Source organism: Sphingomonas changnyeongensis (assembly GCF_009913435.1).
Taxonomy (GTDB): Bacteria; Pseudomonadota; Alphaproteobacteria; order Sphingomonadales; family Sphingomonadaceae; genus Sphingomonas_B; species Sphingomonas_B changnyeongensis.
Genome location: NZ_CP047896.1, coordinates 24081 through 39867, shown reverse-complemented (window position 1 = coordinate 39867; position 15787 = coordinate 24081). Strand labels below are relative to the sequence as shown.

Sequence of the window (15787 nt, the reverse complement as noted above, 5' to 3'; positions counted from 1 at the left end):
CGCTGCAACTGTGCGCCCTCGGTCGAATCCAGTATATGTTTATGATTTACAACGACAAGACTCCTGCGTCCTGGTACGGCATTGGCCTCGAGCTCACCCACTCGGGAAAGCGTCTACCCATTCCTCCTAGGTGCCATCTCATCTATTCAAATGAGCGAAATCGTGATATTCGTGTCAATTGAAAGGACGGTATCATGCCCGCACTCGCCAACCCGCAGCCGGATCGCGCCACCGCGCTGAGCGCTGCCATTGTGCGCATCGCCGAGTTCTGGGCGCTGAGCAACGCCAAGCTGGGCGTGATCCTTGGGCTTTCGGCGCCGACGGTGTCGCGGTTGAAGCGCGGTGCCACCGAGCTAGACCCGGCATCCAAATCCTTCGAGGCGGGGCAGCTCCTGCTGCGCCTCTTCCGCAGCCTTGATGCTTTGTTGGGCAGCGACGATGCCGCCGCCAAACGCTGGCTGGAGACACTCAATCTCGACCTTGGCGGCAAGCCGATCGAGAAGCTCGACACGATGCGCGGCTTGATCGAACTTTGTGATTATGTGGACTTCTACCGCGCTCGCGTCTGAGCACCGGGCCTATCGCGGCAAGGTCTGGAGGCTGGTCGAGGGGCAGCACCGCATCTCGACCAATCGTCTTGCCAGCGACGGCGCGACGCAAGCCCTGCTGGAGGAACTGGCCGAAGAGGTGAAGCCGCAGGTGCCGGAGGGCGCACGGCACCTCCATTTCCTGCTCGCCACGCCGTTTCGCTATGGGCATCGCAACGCCAGCCGTTTCCGCCGTGCTGATGAACGACCGGGTATCTTCTATGCCGCAGAGGCGGAGGTCACTGCCATCGCGGAGACGGCCTATTGGTCGCTGCGCTTCTTCAGCCGCTCGCCGGGCTTTGTGCCGCCGACCACCACGGTGGAATACACAAGCTTCCATGTGCGCGTGGCGACGGAGCGGGCTCTGGACCTGACACAGCCGCCTTTTGCGGAGTGTGAGAAGGATTGGATGGCGGATGACTATGCCGCTTGTCAGGCCTTGGCCAGCGAGGCGCGGAAGGTGGAGACAGCCTTGATCCGCACCCTGTCGGCGCGGGCAGGGGAAGGGCGATGCAATGTGGTGGTGTTTGACCCCGCCGCTTTTGCTGAGGCTGTGCCGATCATACACCGGACCTGGCATTTCAGGCATCAGGGTGGACGGCTGTCGGTGCTGGGTGCATTTCCGTCCGCCGAGCGACATGAGTTTTCTGCAGCCGGGTTGCGTTCGAGCATGACGCTGACGCGCCGGTAGTCGAACCGGCGGCGCTGAGCGGCGAGCTCGCGCATCTCCGCGCGGATCTCGCCATGGTCTGGTGGATGTTCTCGCCTGGCCCGGCTTTGGGCTCGACGGCAACCAGCCCGCGGGCCCGTCGCTGGCCCGGCATCGTCAGACTTTGCCCAGAAGGTCCTTCAGGATCGCATTGTCCAGCACGCTCTCGGCCTGTAGCCGCTTGAGTTTGCTGTTTTCCTCTTCGAGTAGCCCCAGACGCCGGGCCTCCGATACCTCCAAGCCGCCATACTTGGCCTTCCGCTTTTTAGAAGGTCGCAGGGCTCAACCCATGCTTACGGCAAACCTCGGCAGTCGGCAGCCTGGCCTCCTCCTCCTCCTCCTCCTCCTCCTTGTTCATGCCGATGATCTGCTCGCTCAAAGCAGGCTCTGCATCATCTCTAGGGAGCCTGCGGGGGCAGGGGGGGCAGGTCAAACTCAAGCCGCCTTGCCCATCGCATCGACCACGCCCTGTCAAACTGCTCATGCGCCGAGATAAATCGGAACAGTGGGGCGCTGAGGCGGTCGGCTTGGTCATGTCCGGTGAGCTCACGCATTCGTTCCGGCACACGGTTATCAACGCGATGAAGGGGGTAGAGATCTCACCTGAACTCAGGGCGGGTTTCGCCGGGCACAAGCTTTCAAGCGAAACTGAGGGACGCTATTCCAAGGCTCATATGGCCTCGCTCCGGAAGCCTGCCACGGCAATCCCCAACGTCACCGATCACCTCGAGCCATTGCCGGTCACGCTGCTTCCCGCCCGCTTGCGCGCGCCGCGAAAGGCAAGAACATCCAAGCAGTCAAAGCCTGCCTAAGGCATACCATGTATGGAGCTGCGCTCGACCGCCTCGCCCACGTCTGGCCGTCGGCAATAGCAGAAGATCTGCGGAGAATAGCAACAGCATTCTCCGCATATTCTGCAGAGATTGACGTTGCCTCTGCGGAGAATATCGCGCATAATCTCCGCAGAAGGTGCGGGGATAATGCCGACCTACATCCATCAGCTTAGTGAATGGCCGAATTTCACCTGGGACAGCAGCGCCGTCGCGGAACTCCTTGCGAATACCTCCCGGCGCCAGGGGCGGCTGATTGGCCGGATGGAATCTCTCGGTTTCCCGCTGCGCGAAGAAGCGGTGCTCCGAACGCTGACACAGGACGTTCTCAAGTCTTCCGAGATCGAAGGCGAAATTCTCGATGCCGATCAGGTGCGCTCGTCGATTGCACGTCGTCTTGGTCTGGACATTGGCGCTCTGACCCCCGCTGACCGGAATGTCGAGGGCGTCGTCGAGATGATGCTCGATGCGACACAGAATTACGATCAGCCGCTTACGCCTGACCGTCTGTTTGGTTGGCATGCAGCACTGTTCCCGACCGGCTATAGTGGCATGAGCAAGATCATTGTCGGCAACTGGCGCGATGACCGCGCGGGCCCGATGCAGGTCGTCTCAGGTCCCATAGGCCGCGAAAGGGTTCACTTCGAAGCGGTCGCTGCGAAACAGGTGCCTGACGCGACGAATGCCTTTCTCGCGTGGTTTAACAATGAACCGGCCATCGACCCCGTTCTCGCCGCGGCGGTTTCGCATCTCTGGTTTGTTACCATTCACCCCTTCGAGGACGGAAATGGTCGATGTGCACGGGCCATCGCCGATATGGCATTGGCGCGCTCGGAAGGAACACGGCAGCGCTTCTACTCGATGTCGGCTCAAATCCGCCTTGAACGCCAAGCCTACTACGAAATGCTGGAACGAACCCAGAAAGGCAGCCTCGACATCACTGCGTGGCTTGTGTGGTTTCTCGGCTGCTTGAGCCGCGCCTTTGATGGTGCCGAAGTCACACTTGCAGCAGTCCTACGAAAGGCAGCGTTCTGGGACACCCATGTAGCCCAGGTCTTCAATGATCGTCAGCGTCGGATCGTGAATATGCTGCTCGATGGGTTTGAGGGCAAACTTACCTCGTCGACATACGCCAAGATCACGAAGGTCTCGCAGGATACCGCCACCCGTGACCTGAACGATCTCGTTGCCAGAGGTGTGCTGAATAAAGACCCGGCCGGCGGCCGGAGCACGAGTTACTCATTGCCAGAGCGTGATTGACCGTCCGAGCACGATCAGAATGATACCCGACTAATTTCCCCTGCTGAAGGAAAATAGCGGAATTGCGTAGCTCTAGCGGGCTGAGATGCCGAAACTGGTCGGGGACAGAGGATTCTGGACCAGAATATCTCCGCCCCGCAACCACGGATTTCTGCGATTGATTGCAGGATCGCCAGACCTTGTGACTCGGCTTCGTGTGCCTGTCCAGTGCCTCAGCTTTGAACGATCGCTTCGTCTCGCCGCTGCAGTTCGGTGGGGGCGGCATCTGTGCGCTAGAGCCTCACGGCAATGTTTCGATAGGCTCACACCGGGACGCCCCCCGTGGAGGACAAGCTAAGGACGCCAGCCGAGTTGGAAGGATGGCAGTCCGAGGCTGAGCCATGTTTTGGCGCTGCGGCGCGGTCGCTGCGCGCCCATCGCTGACGTTGGCCGCCGCCAAGAGGTACAGCCGGGATGGGACGGTATTCCGTCATGCAGCTCTCGCGCGAGCGAAACAGATTGGGTCCACGACTACAAAACCGAGCGGCCTCGAGTATGGGGCCGTCGTCCACTGCTGCGACGAAGGGATCGGTGCTCACCACTGCTATGTCGCCTTCTTCAGCGACAAGCAGTCGGTGGGGAAGTTAATCGAGAAACCGTATATCCTGCGTTATGCGTCCACATCGCTGACGGTCATCGATACTGCCGCTGATTGAGTCTGAACCCTAGGGACATTTCGAATGAAGCGATTGGCTCACGATTCGAAAAGCCTGGCGCGGTGCGTAGAGCACAGGCTTTGAGCCGCCTGGCTGGACCAAAACTTGATCGACAGGGATGCCGTTCCTCTCCCGGTTCATAAAGATCTGAACGAGACGCGGCTCGTTGGTTCTGAGAAGGTGCGAAGGGACAGGAACCCTCTTCCGCCCTAACTCTGCCAACCACGTCGGCCGTCCGGCGCGCCGCACCTCTACAGGGTGATGGACCTGCAAGTCGACAGAGCCAGCATATCTACCCGCGACGACCGGTCTACCTTCGATAAAATTCACAAAAGACCTAGGTTTGCCTTTCGGATCAGCGTGATACGCAGAATGGAAGTTTGGGTCGTTGTTCGCCTCCAACGCCGTCTGGTCAATAGTCAACGGGTCAATGCCCGTAATTCGATGCAGCCTCTCAGCTAGCCAACTTACACCCTTAAACGGACCTATCTCTGCAGGCTTCTCCATGGCATGATTAAATCCGACATAGATCAAGACTTTCCCGTCAGGAAAGGCGTCGAACGCACGTCTACGAATATTCTCGGCTTGGTCCTGCTCTCGCTTCTCAACTCTCTCAACCATCGACCCGTTGACCAACTGGGTGGTTGATTCGTAGGCAACTGGGCGATATCCAAGCGCAAGCGATTGTCTAATAAAATCGCCAAAGACCGGATCGACGAGATAGGTACCCGATTTCGGACTTGCATAGCCCTGGAGCGTGAGCTGAAGCATTGCGGCTCTAGCCTCCTGATCGTCGGCAAAACCAGTTAATGTCTCGATCCCGAGAACATTGTATCCTAGGGGCCGTAGGGCACGAGCGACCGACAAGGCAAAAGCGCGATGACGTGGATTAGAATGGTCTTCATTGAGTATCACTAAACGAGTACGCGATGCCATCGCCTTGATCGTTTTGACTGCATCTCTCGAGGTGATCGAAGGTCCTGGACCGGGGACTCGCCGGTCCGCAGCTGGAGACATAGTCGTTGAGCCACTCGCTTCGCGGCTGAGAGGTTCAGGGACTTCAGCCCCAAGCACCGGTTGAAGGTCAGACCACATCTGATACACTTGCGAGCCGAGCCTTGGTGTACCCATCTCCCAAGCACGAGAATGCAGAATGGCATTAGCTTTCATGTAACATCCCTGACGGAGCTGAGTCCGGGCCTGGGAAACCGCCTCAACGTCAAGCTGCGCCACCTCGGGTGATTGAGATGGGCTCGTAGTCAGAAGACTCAAGATAACCGACATCGGCCAAGCCATCGACATGAAACACTCCTCGAAACCATTCTTCACCACTCGAACTTTGGGATGTGGCCGATTTCGAGTGTCCGTCAAGTCGGTTGACGTGCTAGTTCGCGATTCAATAGACAATAGTCGATGGACCACTCAGAAGGAAGCAGATCACGATCACGCGCCACTGGAAGTCAGTTAGGTCGTATCGGCGCATGGAAAGCCTAGACAGAGCAGCGCTCGAGATGGAAGACAAAACTCGGGAGCGAGCTGCTACAGCTTGATTTCCTGCATGGGGTCGCCTCGCTCGTACTCCCAAGTCATCACGATGTTCAACACGTCCTCTAATGGCTCATCAGGATGGGACGATGTGTATAGGTAGCGTGTTTCATCGCTACCATCGCCAACAACAATCTCGTCGATGACGTCTTCAACCCTTGCGCAGTCGGGTCCGACCACAGCCACGAGCGAAACACCGTCTTTCAGACATTGTTCGACGAAGCCATCAAGCAAGGTCTCATCCGATATCGGAAGGTGCAGAATAAGCTTGCGGGCGAACGGCATCGTCGAATTGTAGCCAGTCGGATGACCGCGCGCCACAGCCCATATTTGTCCGCGTTTTATGGGTTCACGACCTACAACGAGGTACGGCCACATAGCGCGATCGACAACAAGCCGCCGATATCGCTGTTGAACCGGTCAGCGACACATGGCCCGCCGCTGCCGGTGAGAGCTGGATAAAGGCCGGCCAGGTAGTCCAACAACGGGGAGCAGTTCATGAATGAGCCGGACCCTACCTCTGAGTGGTAACAATCAGCGGCGCACGTTACCCTCTACAGCAGGATCGGGAAGAATATTGGTCCGGCGCAGTGCATGAAGATCAGTAGAATCCTCTTCGGACGCTCCTGCCGCCAACCCATGTCGAGCTATATCAGTAAGCGCTCTCAAGGATGTTGTGGGTCTCTGGAGTCAAGATCGGCGCCCTCTGCCGCTGGATCGCTGCCCAGAAAAAATCCTCTTACCTTGCAGCTAAACATCCGAAACTCCCCATCAACCTGTTCAGGATGGCTCACTTGAAGATAGAGCTGATGTAAACATCTACCTATTTCGTGAACCGCATCACCCTCGATGTATGCAGTCAGGTCCGGATCACCGACGTATCCCCAAGCTTGAATCCCGAACCAAGCAATCCTCTCTGGTCCACCAGCGACTTGGCAGGCCATTTCGGGTTCACCAAATACGGTCACTGTGTTCGGTAGGGAACCAGACCGCATCATTAGTGCGGCGATCTGTGAGGCGCTCTCGGGTAATATGTTACGGGTCTTGGTCCACTTCGTTACTCGGGGTAGGAATGTAATGCTTACGCGCCCGTTGAAAGCGCTCATTTCAAGCTCGCCCATCAGCGCAAGCTTGCACGTAGCGCGAACTCCTTCAAGTCCGCCGCCCATTCCAAGGCTAGCTTCGGCGCTAGCCGGGGTTGAATACTCAAGGAGGCGCCGTGGCCCGTCCGGCAGGACAGACCCTCGGTCGGTCAGCAATGCCGACATTGCACATCAGCTTGAGCCTAGCACGGACCCGTACACTGATAACGACGAGCGCCGTCCGGTCATCCTCCGGTAGGGAAAGGTCGTGCTCGTTTTCAACTGAAGCGGCCCCCGAAATGACCGGACAGGACCTGTTGTTGGTCCCTAAATGGTTGACAGGGCCTCGCGGGTTTTGAGGTCGATGAACTCGCGCGGGGATCTTTAGCCGAGCGCTTTGTGCGGATGTACGGAGTTGTAGTGCTCGAACGAGCTCGGCAGCTGGTCGATGACGGCCTAGGCGTCAGGCCAAGGGCTGACGCGGGCATAGTCCCGCTTCTGCGTTCGGACGAAGGCTTCGGCCATGCCGTTGCTCTGCGGGCTTTCAACCGGCGTGGTGCGTGGGATGAGCCCGATCTGGCGCGCAAAGCGCTTCGTTTCATGAGCGGTATAGCATCAGCCATCCGATTGAGCCAGGTAGCCGGTTCACCTGGCCGAACCGACGCTCGATGGTCGCGACCATCAGGTCTCGAACATCTTCGGCGGTGATGCCGGCGGTTGTGGCAACATAGCCCATCGCCTCGCGATCGCAGCAGTCGAACGCAAAGGCGACGCGGATCTTCTCGCCATTTTCGCAGGCGATCTCGAGGCCGTCGGAGCACCAGCGCTTGTTGCGGGTGTCGACCGCGATTTTCCCATCGTGGCGCCGCTCCTCGCCGCGCCCGCTGTGGCGCTGCAGCATCAGGCCGTTCGCCTTCATCACGCGATAGACGCGCTTTGGGTTGGGCGCTTTGCGCCCGTGGATCTCCGCCTGCCGCCGCAGCAGAGCATGGACCCGACGATACCCGTAGGTCGGCAGGTCGACGATCAGCGCGCGGATCTCGGCGACCAACTCTCCATCTGGCAGAGGCGGCCTGCCGCGTCGCCGCGGAGCGGATCGGTTGCGCACAGCAGAGAGGTGCTGCCGTGAGACGCCGAGTGCGTCGGCGACAGCGCTCACCGGTCTTCCTTGGGCAACGAGGTCGAGCGCAAGAGGAGTTTTTTTGGGCCTGCCGGCCGGGAGATCGCCTCCCAGAGAATCTCGTTCTCCATGGTCTTCTTGCTGAGCATCCGCCGCAGCTCACACTCCTGCGCCTCGACCGAGCGGTACTCGGACGCAGGCACGACCTCCTCGCCAGCGCCGGCCGCAGCGAGCGCGCCCTGCGCCATCAGCCTGCGCCAGGTGAAGAGTTGATCGCTGGCGACGCCGTGCCGGCGCGCGACGAGAGAGACGCTCATCCCCGGGGTGTAGGACTCCTCGACCACCCGGACTTTCTCCTCCGGCGCTGGACCCCGGAGAGGACCTCACCACCGTGGTAACTCCTGGTCGTATGATCGGTCATATGCCTCCCTCTTATCCAAAAGCGAGGCCCTGTCAGATCAATTAGGGGGCCGCCTCAGCCGTTCAAACAGGAGACCCCTTGGCCAACCCTTGGCAGGCAGATTTGGACTTCCAGCTTACGCTCAAGGCTGACTCAGTGTAGCACCCCGGGTCGCCGCACAGCACTCACGAAAGTCTGATAATGACTCGTCTCGCCCGGATCGAACTGCGTGATCTTCATCTTCCCGTGTCGATCGGAACATATGGCCCGGGTGATGTTATCCCCGATGCCCATGTCCTAGACCTGACCCTGGCGATTGCGCCCGAACTTGTGCAGATCGCCTCCGACCAGATGGGCGAGGTGTTCGACTACGATCCGCTGATCGCAAAGATCGCCGAGATTGCCCGCAGCCGGTCGTTCGAAACGCAGGAATACCTGATGACCCTGATCACGCAGGCCTGCGCTGCATATGACGTGATCGAAGCGGTCGAACTCTGCCTGAGGAAATCGCCCGTGATGGGGGGCACTGGTTCGCTCGGCGTGCGTCTGGTTCTCGGGAGGGAGGATCTGGCCACCTTGCGTGACGACGATCGCCAAGCGCTATGATCCTTCAAAATGTGGTAGGCAAGCTTGACGGCAGAAAGATCAACTTTTTCGCGCTCCCGCTCAAACTGGAGCAGTGGGACTAACCGCTTGAAGAACAGGTAGCGCTTCTTGATCTCGGTGCTGCTGCTCGGGGGCATGTTGCTCGAAAGGCGAAGGCCCGTACACGGCGCCAACTCAAGTTATTGAAAGGAGGGCCTCTGGCCGCCGCGCGCACCCGCTCGACACTCTCTTTTGCCGCCAGTTAGAAAAGGCACATTCCGCAGCCAGATAGAAATGGCACAACGCCGTTGGCAGCGGGGGCTGCGCGGAGCCCTGCTCATAGCGCAGCGCTGCCCCCGCTGATGCCCCACACTCCCGGCTCCTGGCCCCGGACCCGCTGCGAACGCAGCGGGCCCGGTCACACCGCCTAAACCGCCGGTGCTAGCGGGTAGGGCGTCGACGGCAGCTTTGGCACAGAAAGCGGACCGGCAGCTCGCGCCCCATTTGTCGCCGTTCAGACCGCTTTCACCTGCACCTGAAAGCTGCCGTTTCACCGCATGCGTTTGATAGGCCAAAATTGGGAGGTATCCGGCATCTCCGCGTGCGCTAGTCGCTGTCGGCTTCCGGCAGAGGCCGCCTTTGATGCATTCGGCTCCGGAACACCCTGAAGCGGCAATGCGAACCGTCTGCCGGGGGCTGCCGGAAGCGATCAACCCGAAAGCAGCCGACAGACGAATGTCAGAACCATTCGGTTGTGGCGCCGGCACATTCTCGCGAATGAGTCGGTCGATTATCGCCTCGTCGGCAACAGCGCCTTGTCGATCCGGGCGGCGATGCCCACGCTGCGTCCGGCAAGGTTGGCGACGCTGTAGTGCATCGCGGTGCCAAGCACTTGCGCCGCCTGCGACAGCGTCAGGCCGTACTCCTCCTGCAGCCACTGGATCATGCCGGTGCTGGCGGCCTTAAGTGCCTCGTCGAGCGAGCCGGCCTGTCCCAGCACCATGATCTGCGTAGGGGATTCGACGCGGGGCATCGACACCTGCCGCCCCTTGATGACATCCACCGTGACGGTCACGTCCATCGAGGTTTCGAGCGCATATTGCGTTGTCTCGCCATCGCCCTGAAGCGCGTGCGCATCGCCGAAATAGAGCAATGCGCCCGGCTGCTGGACGGGCAGGTATACAATATTGCCCTCCACGACCTCGTTAAAGTCCATGTTTCCGCCGAACCGCCCGGTATCGCCGGTCGAAATCGCTGGCATTCCGAACCCGGGTGCGACCGCCAAGCCACCGAGCATCGGCTTGATCGGCACCGAGTAATTGGAAAGTGCGCCTTCGGCGATTTCGGGGCGCGCGCGACCGGCGGTGCGGTCGAGCAGCCATTTCACAGGCCTGCCCAGCTTACCCGCTTCCGGAACCAGCGCGGTGCCCAATGCGCGCCCCACCACCATATCGAGGCTGGCGGCCCAGTCGCGGTTGAGCTTGAGCCGGCGGATATGCACGACCAGCGTGTCGCCCGGCTGCGCGCCAGCGACGAAAAACGGTCCGGTCTGCGGATTGCCGAACAGCGCGCGGGTCTTGCCATGTTCGTCCACGCCGCCGGAGTCGATCGTGGTGGTATGAATCGTGTCGCCCGGTCGCACGACCAGGACCGGGCGACGATCCGCGTTCCACGTGTTGGAATAGTCGGTCGGGAGGAAATCGATCGTGCGCGGTCCGCCGCTGCCATCCGGTACCCGCCATCCGGTGACCCCATGCGATGCCCTGGCGCCGGGATCGTTGGTGTCCGGCATGTCGGCCGTGCCAGTAAGTGCGCTCCCCCGCAGTCGCAGCCTGTAGGTGGATACGCGGCCCTGCCCGTCGGTTGCGGTGATGGTCATCCGGTCGTGGGTCATGCGCCCTTCGATCCTGTCGCCATCGATGTCGCCGGTTACACCCTTGCTGCCGCGTTCGAGGGTGAGCGTCGAAAACGCGGGATTGCCCCAAAGGTCGGTGCGCAAGATCCAGGTTTCGGCTGTCGCTGCGGCCGCGGGCACGACCAGAGCTGAAACGGCGGCAGCTAGGATCAGGAGGACACGGTGGATTGTGGACATGGGGAAGGATTCTCGCAAAGCTGAGTCAGCGGCTCGCGCTACCCTCTGCGGCCCCTGCGGCGGAACCATCGATCGGTGAACGCAGGGCCTGATCGGTGGACGACCGCCGCTTTCATGGTACCGCGGCGGGATGATGGTGCTTCGCATGCTTTGTCTGTTCATGGCCATGTGCGTGGCCATGCCGGTCTGGGCGATGCCGGACGTGCGATGGGCACAGTGCGATGCCGGCCGGCCTGCGCGATGCCATCCCGTCGTGCCGGAGCATCTGCAGCTGAAGATGCCGTTCACGACGCTGTCTACCGTCGTGTCCATCGCGCCGGATGCGGCCGATACGCCGTTGGCGGTCGATATCGATGCGATGGCAAGCGCCGAGGTGCGCTGGAATGGATCGCTGATCGGCCGCAACGGCATACCGGGCGCAGACCGGTCCTCTGAGGTAGCTGGCCTTTACACCGCAAGCATACCCATACCCCCACGCCTTGTCCGTCCCGGTGACAACCACGTGACGATCATCTTGTCGGCGCACCATCTCTGGTTCTCGGTCCGTCAGCCGATCCACCGGCTGGTGATCGGGCCGCCGCGTGATGCCGAGGCTTACACGCTTCGCCATTATCTACCCACGGTGGCGACGCTGGTGGTGCCTGCGTGCGCGCTCCTTCTGCTGGGGGCGTTGCTGTTCCTCGGGCAGATCGGCAGGACGGTGCTGCCCGTCATGACGATCCTGGCGCTGATCGTCGTGCAGGGACTGATAGAGATCAGCAAGATCGCGGTCCCCTACACCTACCCGGAGCATCTTGCGCGCCTTACGGTTCTGACGGGCCTGACAGCAGTCGTGGGCCTGCTTCTCGTCGTGCTGACCTGCCGCGTCTTCCTGCCGCTATGGACCTGGGCGGTGAGCGGCGGCGCAGCGGTGGCGATGGCGGTTGCTTGCCTGCTCTCACCCGGTCTCGACCGTCAGGCGGTGGCCGTGTTCGTTGTCGCGCTACTTGCCGTCGCGGCAGGAGCGGCACCCGGAACGATGAGACGGGATCCCAGGGCCGGGACCCTCCTCATCGCCGCGGTGTCGCTTGCCATTTGGGCCTATCGCACCGGACCGGACTTTCTCGATACCGTATATTACGTAACGGCCGCCGGGGCCGCCATCGCGCTCGGTCTGGCAGCGTTACTACGACCGGCGAAGACGAACGACGCTCCTGTTGCCGTCACGGAGCCAAGTATCACCCTACGCGATGGCGCGCGCCACCACATCATGCTTCCTTCGCAAATTACCTTCCTGAAGGCGGAGGATGATTACTGCACCCTTTACCTGGCGGACGGACGGGAGATCATGGTGACGATGACGCTCAAAGCCGCCTTGGCGCTTATGCCCGCCGGTTTTATCCGGATTCACCGCAGCTACGCCATCAATGTCCGGCATTTGTCCGGTACCCAGCCGGGGCCGGGCGGTCGCGTGGCCAAACTCCACAGTGGAACAACCCTGCCCATCGGGCGCAGCTATGCGGCCGATTTGCGCGTGCTTGTTATTGGGTAGCGCCGTCAGCAATCCCTGGTCCTCAATCTTTTCTAAGTACGCCGCTGCTGTCAGAGACCTGCGGTAGAATTCAGCTTACGATATCGGCCACCGGAGGTGCCAATGACCGCCGCTGGCGAGAACCGATGTGCGATCCGCCCGTACAGCAATGACCGGTCTTGAGGCGGTCGTTCAAAGCCGGATCGGCGAACGACGCATTTGATCGTCAGCCGCCACCCCGGTCGACCGCGAGAAAACGGCAGCTATCGCGATGAGGCTTTCCAAAGCGGAACGGCAGCTAACCACCAATCTCGGCCGCTCAGGCGAGCGGTCGTGTCAAAAGCCGCCATTCCCTAGGGAAACGTCCTCTTTCAGCTCGAACCCTCCCGGCGACGGCCGAGATTGGTGGCGAGCGGACGTTGCCGCCGACAGACAGCGGCATTGCTGCACACCCCCATTGTCGAGGGCGCCCATGGACACGATCGCCTCAGCGAAGGCACGGTTGTGCCATTTCGAATTTGCTGAGCTGTGCCATTTGTACGTTGCGCTTACACCCGCTCGACACTCTCGAACCCCGATAATACATGTTATGTTAAGTGCGATTGTGGCGCGGCTTTGGGGTGCGCGTCAGTGCTAAGGTACCAGACGCACGTTCAGGGGTCTGAGGTCCGCCTGACAGCGACGCCAGCATTCCTGCTTGTTGCCTCACGGCCTAGTCCGCCGGTGTCGCACCACCGGTCGCATGAGCCAGCGAGCTTTTGATTTGACTACCCCAAAAGGGTAGACACAAAACCTCCAGAATGGAGGCAACATGACGGACCCCAACCTGTCGTCGAACACGATCGAGCTGGCGACTGAACTTACGATCGCCTGGCTGAACAACCCCAACAATCGTGCCGGCGCTGAGGATGTGCCGGCATTCCTGCAAAAGATGCACTCCACGCTGACGGAACTCTCGACGCCCGAAGTGCAGTCAGCTGAGGCTGTGTCCGAGGGCGGCGCAGAGCCCGCGGTGTCGGTGCGCAAGTCGCTTGCGTCGAAAGATTTCATTATCTCGCTGATCGACGGCAAGCCCTACAAGTCGCTAAAGCGCCATCTGTCGGGCCATGGCCTGACCCCGGAACAGTATCGCGAACGCTATAAGTTGAAGCCCGATTATCCGATGGTCGCGGAGAATTACGCCAAGCAACGTCGCGACCTCGCCCTCAAAATCGGCCTCGGCTCGAAGGGCCGTGCAGCGCGATCTGCCAAGCGGGTGGCTGCCAGCAAGCCGGGACGTACCAAGCCAACCGCTTGAGGCTGATCAGGTGCTGTGAGAGCCCACTCCCATGTTGAGAACAGGGGACGGCATCGGGCTGATGCCGTCCCTTTGATCGCAGCCGGCGAAGCGTTGAAGGTGCGATCCGGGATCGGTGGCGGGGCCTGGCAGCCGAGCGGTCCCAACCAGCGCTGATCGTCAGCAACGACAGTAAAGGACTGACCAGCATAGCGATCCTGCGCTTGTCCAAGGAGCGCGAGGTCGAATGGCACTGCGTCGCACCGGGCAAGCCGCAGCGCTACGGGGTTCCTCGAGAGCTTCAATCCTCGCCTGCGGGACGGGTGCCTGGGCAACATGATCTCAGCAGAGATGGCAGCCAAATCCATCGGTAAACTGGGTTGGAGGTTACCCCCAACCTGTCTGTCATCATGCCCAAGCATGGGCAACAATCGGGCGGTCGGCTCTACTGTTAGGTAGACGAAGATCGTGGCTCAGAGCAGCGGCAGCCGGATTATTGCCACAGCAGGGTTTATCGAGGCGACCGGTCGCTCCGCATTATGCCCAAAGTCAGCCGTTCAGTCCCGCCGCCGAGGGCGACCCATTATGACTTGACGTCCTATCCGATTGCCCACCGCACGAAGGCATCGGGGTCTTCATCGGCGCCGTGGCCCGCATCCCAGTACATGGCCGTATCAACCGCGTCGCCGAGCTGGCGCGTCCGGGCCGCAAGGTTGCCCACAACCGTCAGCGCGGTATCCGTGTCCTTGGTGCCCACCCGCAGCCACCAGCGCCTCGCCCGGCCAGCATTGGCGCTGGCAAGGAAGTGCATTGGGTTCATCAGACGCGTTTTTTCCGCAATGTCTGGTGAAAGGGCTCCGGCCCCGGATTCCGCCGCGCCGAAGGGCGTGAAATGCTGCGCCTTGACCGTATTGTTGCCGAACAGATTGTTTTCACCTGTCGACAGGTCTAAGGCATCGAAGGCGGGCGCGGACTTCTTTCGCGACCCGACATGGCGCAGATAATCGGCCCATTCGAACCGCGCCGTCCCATTGGACCAGCCGATTAGCGGATGCTGCGCGAGGTAGGCTTGGCGCTTGTCCTCCGGCAAGGCCGCAAGATAGCGGGTCGCCGCCGGGATCAGGTACTCGTGTATCAGATGGCGATCATAGGTTTCAGCGGTCAGCGGCATCCCGTCGCCCGCGCTGAGCCCCAGCGCGCGCTGATAATCGGCAAACATTGCCTTGAGTTGATCGGATAAACCGCGATCCAATCCCTTGTCCGATGCCGGTGTAAGTTCGCCCCAGTTCCATTCATAAGCCATATCGGCGTGTTCGAGATCGGTGATCGGGCACCATGCGCCCACGGCATGGATGGCATCGCTGGCGTCGGCCGCGCCGATGGTCTGGAGATAGGGATCGTAGAGGTGGCTGTCGCCCGATGCCCCCAGCAGTGCAGACAGCGCGCCGCCTGCGCTGGTGCCGGTGGAGATGATCCGCCCGACATCGCCGGGGATAATCCCTGCATTGTGCCGCAGATACCGCACCGCCGCTTTCAGATCGACGATCGCGGCCGGAGCCGTACCATAATAGCGGCCCTTATCGTCGACCAGCGTACGCCCGCGCACGCCTGGTTCAACCACGACCATGCCTGCTGCGAGGGCATATTCCGGCTTGTTGACGCGGTGGCCCATTGGCGCTGCCCTGGGAGGCGGAACGCCCATCCCGGTAGGCCCGCCGGGATCTGCCGGACCGCCGACATCCATGGCATCGATGACCGAAGAGGGCATATAGCCGCCGACCCCATTCGCTAACAGGATCGGCGCATCGCCCGCATTGATCGGTTGGCCATCAATGCTGATCGGTACGCTGATATTGAGGCTTTGATAACGCGCGTCGACCGGGTTCGCGACATAGGGGATAGCGCGGTAGAAGCGGTAGACCACGCTATGCTGGCCACTGCCGGTGGTAATCTGCCGGTTTCTCTCGGTGAACGCGGCAGGATCGAACCGCAGTCTATCCCGCGAGGTGTGGATAGCAGGAAATGCGCAACCTCCGGCAAGGCCCGTCACGAGGCCGGCAGTGCCGTAGCCGAGCAGTGTTCTGCGATCGATCATG

At 60.9% G+C, this 15787-nt stretch carries 12 protein-coding genes and 2 pseudogenes; 7 read left to right on the top strand and 7 right to left on the bottom strand.

The window, feature by feature from the left end:
* The first annotated feature begins 194 nt into the window (after positions 1-194).
* Both GVO57_RS14110 and GVO57_RS14105 read left to right on the top strand, forming a co-directional pair.
* Positions 195-569: an MbcA/ParS/Xre antitoxin family protein gene (locus GVO57_RS14110; RefSeq protein WP_160594058.1), complete on the top strand. Its 375-nt coding sequence runs from the start codon at positions 195-197 to the stop codon at positions 567-569.
* Positions 541-1278 (top strand): RES family NAD+ phosphorylase, encoded by a 738-nt coding sequence (locus GVO57_RS14105; RefSeq protein WP_160594057.1) that lies wholly within the window; start codon positions 541-543, stop codon positions 1276-1278. The genes GVO57_RS14110 and GVO57_RS14105 overlap by 29 nt, the downstream gene beginning before the upstream one ends.
* Here GVO57_RS14105 and GVO57_RS15170 read toward each other — a convergent pair.
* Positions 1248-1654, bottom strand: a pseudogene (locus tag GVO57_RS15170) (transposase); the annotation flags it as partial. The gene GVO57_RS14105 and the pseudogene GVO57_RS15170 sit on opposite strands and share 31 nt — an antisense overlap.
* 124 nt (positions 1655-1778) lie before the next feature.
* Here GVO57_RS15170 and GVO57_RS14100 point away from each other — a divergent pair.
* On the top strand, positions 1779-2108 hold the full coding sequence (locus GVO57_RS14100; RefSeq protein ID WP_160594056.1) for a site-specific integrase: 330 nt from the start codon (positions 1779-1781) through the stop codon (positions 2106-2108).
* A gap of 168 nt (positions 2109-2276) precedes the next feature.
* Complete coding sequence (locus tag GVO57_RS14095; protein WP_160594055.1) at positions 2277-3386, top strand: Fic family protein; 1110 nt, start codon at positions 2277-2279, stop codon at positions 3384-3386.
* Positions 3387-4090: 704 nt separating this feature from the next.
* Here GVO57_RS14095 and GVO57_RS14090 read toward each other — a convergent pair.
* From GVO57_RS14090 to GVO57_RS14075, 4 genes and pseudogenes are all read right to left on the bottom strand, one after another.
* Positions 4091-5017, bottom strand: coding sequence for a hypothetical protein (locus tag GVO57_RS14090; protein ID WP_160594054.1), 927 nt, complete (start codon positions 5015-5017; stop codon positions 4091-4093).
* A gap of 603 nt (positions 5018-5620) precedes the next feature.
* A complete protein-coding gene (locus tag GVO57_RS14085; protein WP_233281607.1) occupies positions 5621-6004 on the bottom strand; it encodes a hypothetical protein in 384 nt (127 codons plus the stop codon).
* 287 nt (positions 6005-6291) lie between these two features.
* Positions 6292-6747 (bottom strand): hypothetical protein, encoded by a 456-nt coding sequence (locus tag GVO57_RS14080; RefSeq protein WP_160594053.1) that lies wholly within the window; start codon positions 6745-6747, stop codon positions 6292-6294.
* Between the two features lie 345 nt (positions 6748-7092).
* Positions 7093-8249 (bottom strand): annotated as a pseudogene (locus GVO57_RS14075) (IS3 family transposase).
* 180 nt (positions 8250-8429) lie between these two features.
* Here GVO57_RS14075 and GVO57_RS14070 point away from each other — a divergent pair.
* Positions 8430-8834 carry a dihydroneopterin aldolase gene (locus tag GVO57_RS14070; RefSeq protein WP_160594052.1) on the top strand — a complete coding sequence of 135 codons (405 nt, stop codon included), beginning with the start codon at positions 8430-8432 and terminating at the stop codon, positions 8832-8834.
* Positions 8835-9603: 769 nt separating this feature from the next.
* Here GVO57_RS14070 and GVO57_RS14065 read toward each other — a convergent pair.
* The gene (locus tag GVO57_RS14065) at positions 9604-10905 is read right to left on the bottom strand and encodes an acetamidase/formamidase family protein (RefSeq protein WP_160594051.1); all 1302 of its coding nucleotides are present in this window, start codon (positions 10903-10905) and stop codon (positions 9604-9606) included.
* Positions 10906-11035: 130 nt separating this feature from the next.
* On the opposite strand from GVO57_RS14065, the gene GVO57_RS14060 reads away from it, so the two are divergent.
* Positions 11036-12436, top strand: a complete 1401-nt coding sequence (locus GVO57_RS14060; protein WP_233281606.1) for a LytR/AlgR family response regulator transcription factor — start codon at positions 11036-11038, stop codon at positions 12434-12436.
* Between the two features lie 790 nt (positions 12437-13226).
* The gene (locus GVO57_RS14055; protein ID WP_160594050.1) at positions 13227-13712 is read left to right on the top strand and encodes a MucR family transcriptional regulator; all 486 of its coding nucleotides are present in this window, start codon (positions 13227-13229) and stop codon (positions 13710-13712) included.
* 577 nt (positions 13713-14289) lie between these two features.
* On the opposite strand, the gene GVO57_RS14050 is transcribed toward GVO57_RS14055, so the two are convergent.
* The gene (locus GVO57_RS14050; RefSeq protein WP_160594049.1) at positions 14290-15786 is read right to left on the bottom strand and encodes a subtype B tannase; all 1497 of its coding nucleotides are present in this window, start codon (positions 15784-15786) and stop codon (positions 14290-14292) included.
* Position 15787: the final 1 nt, after the last annotated feature.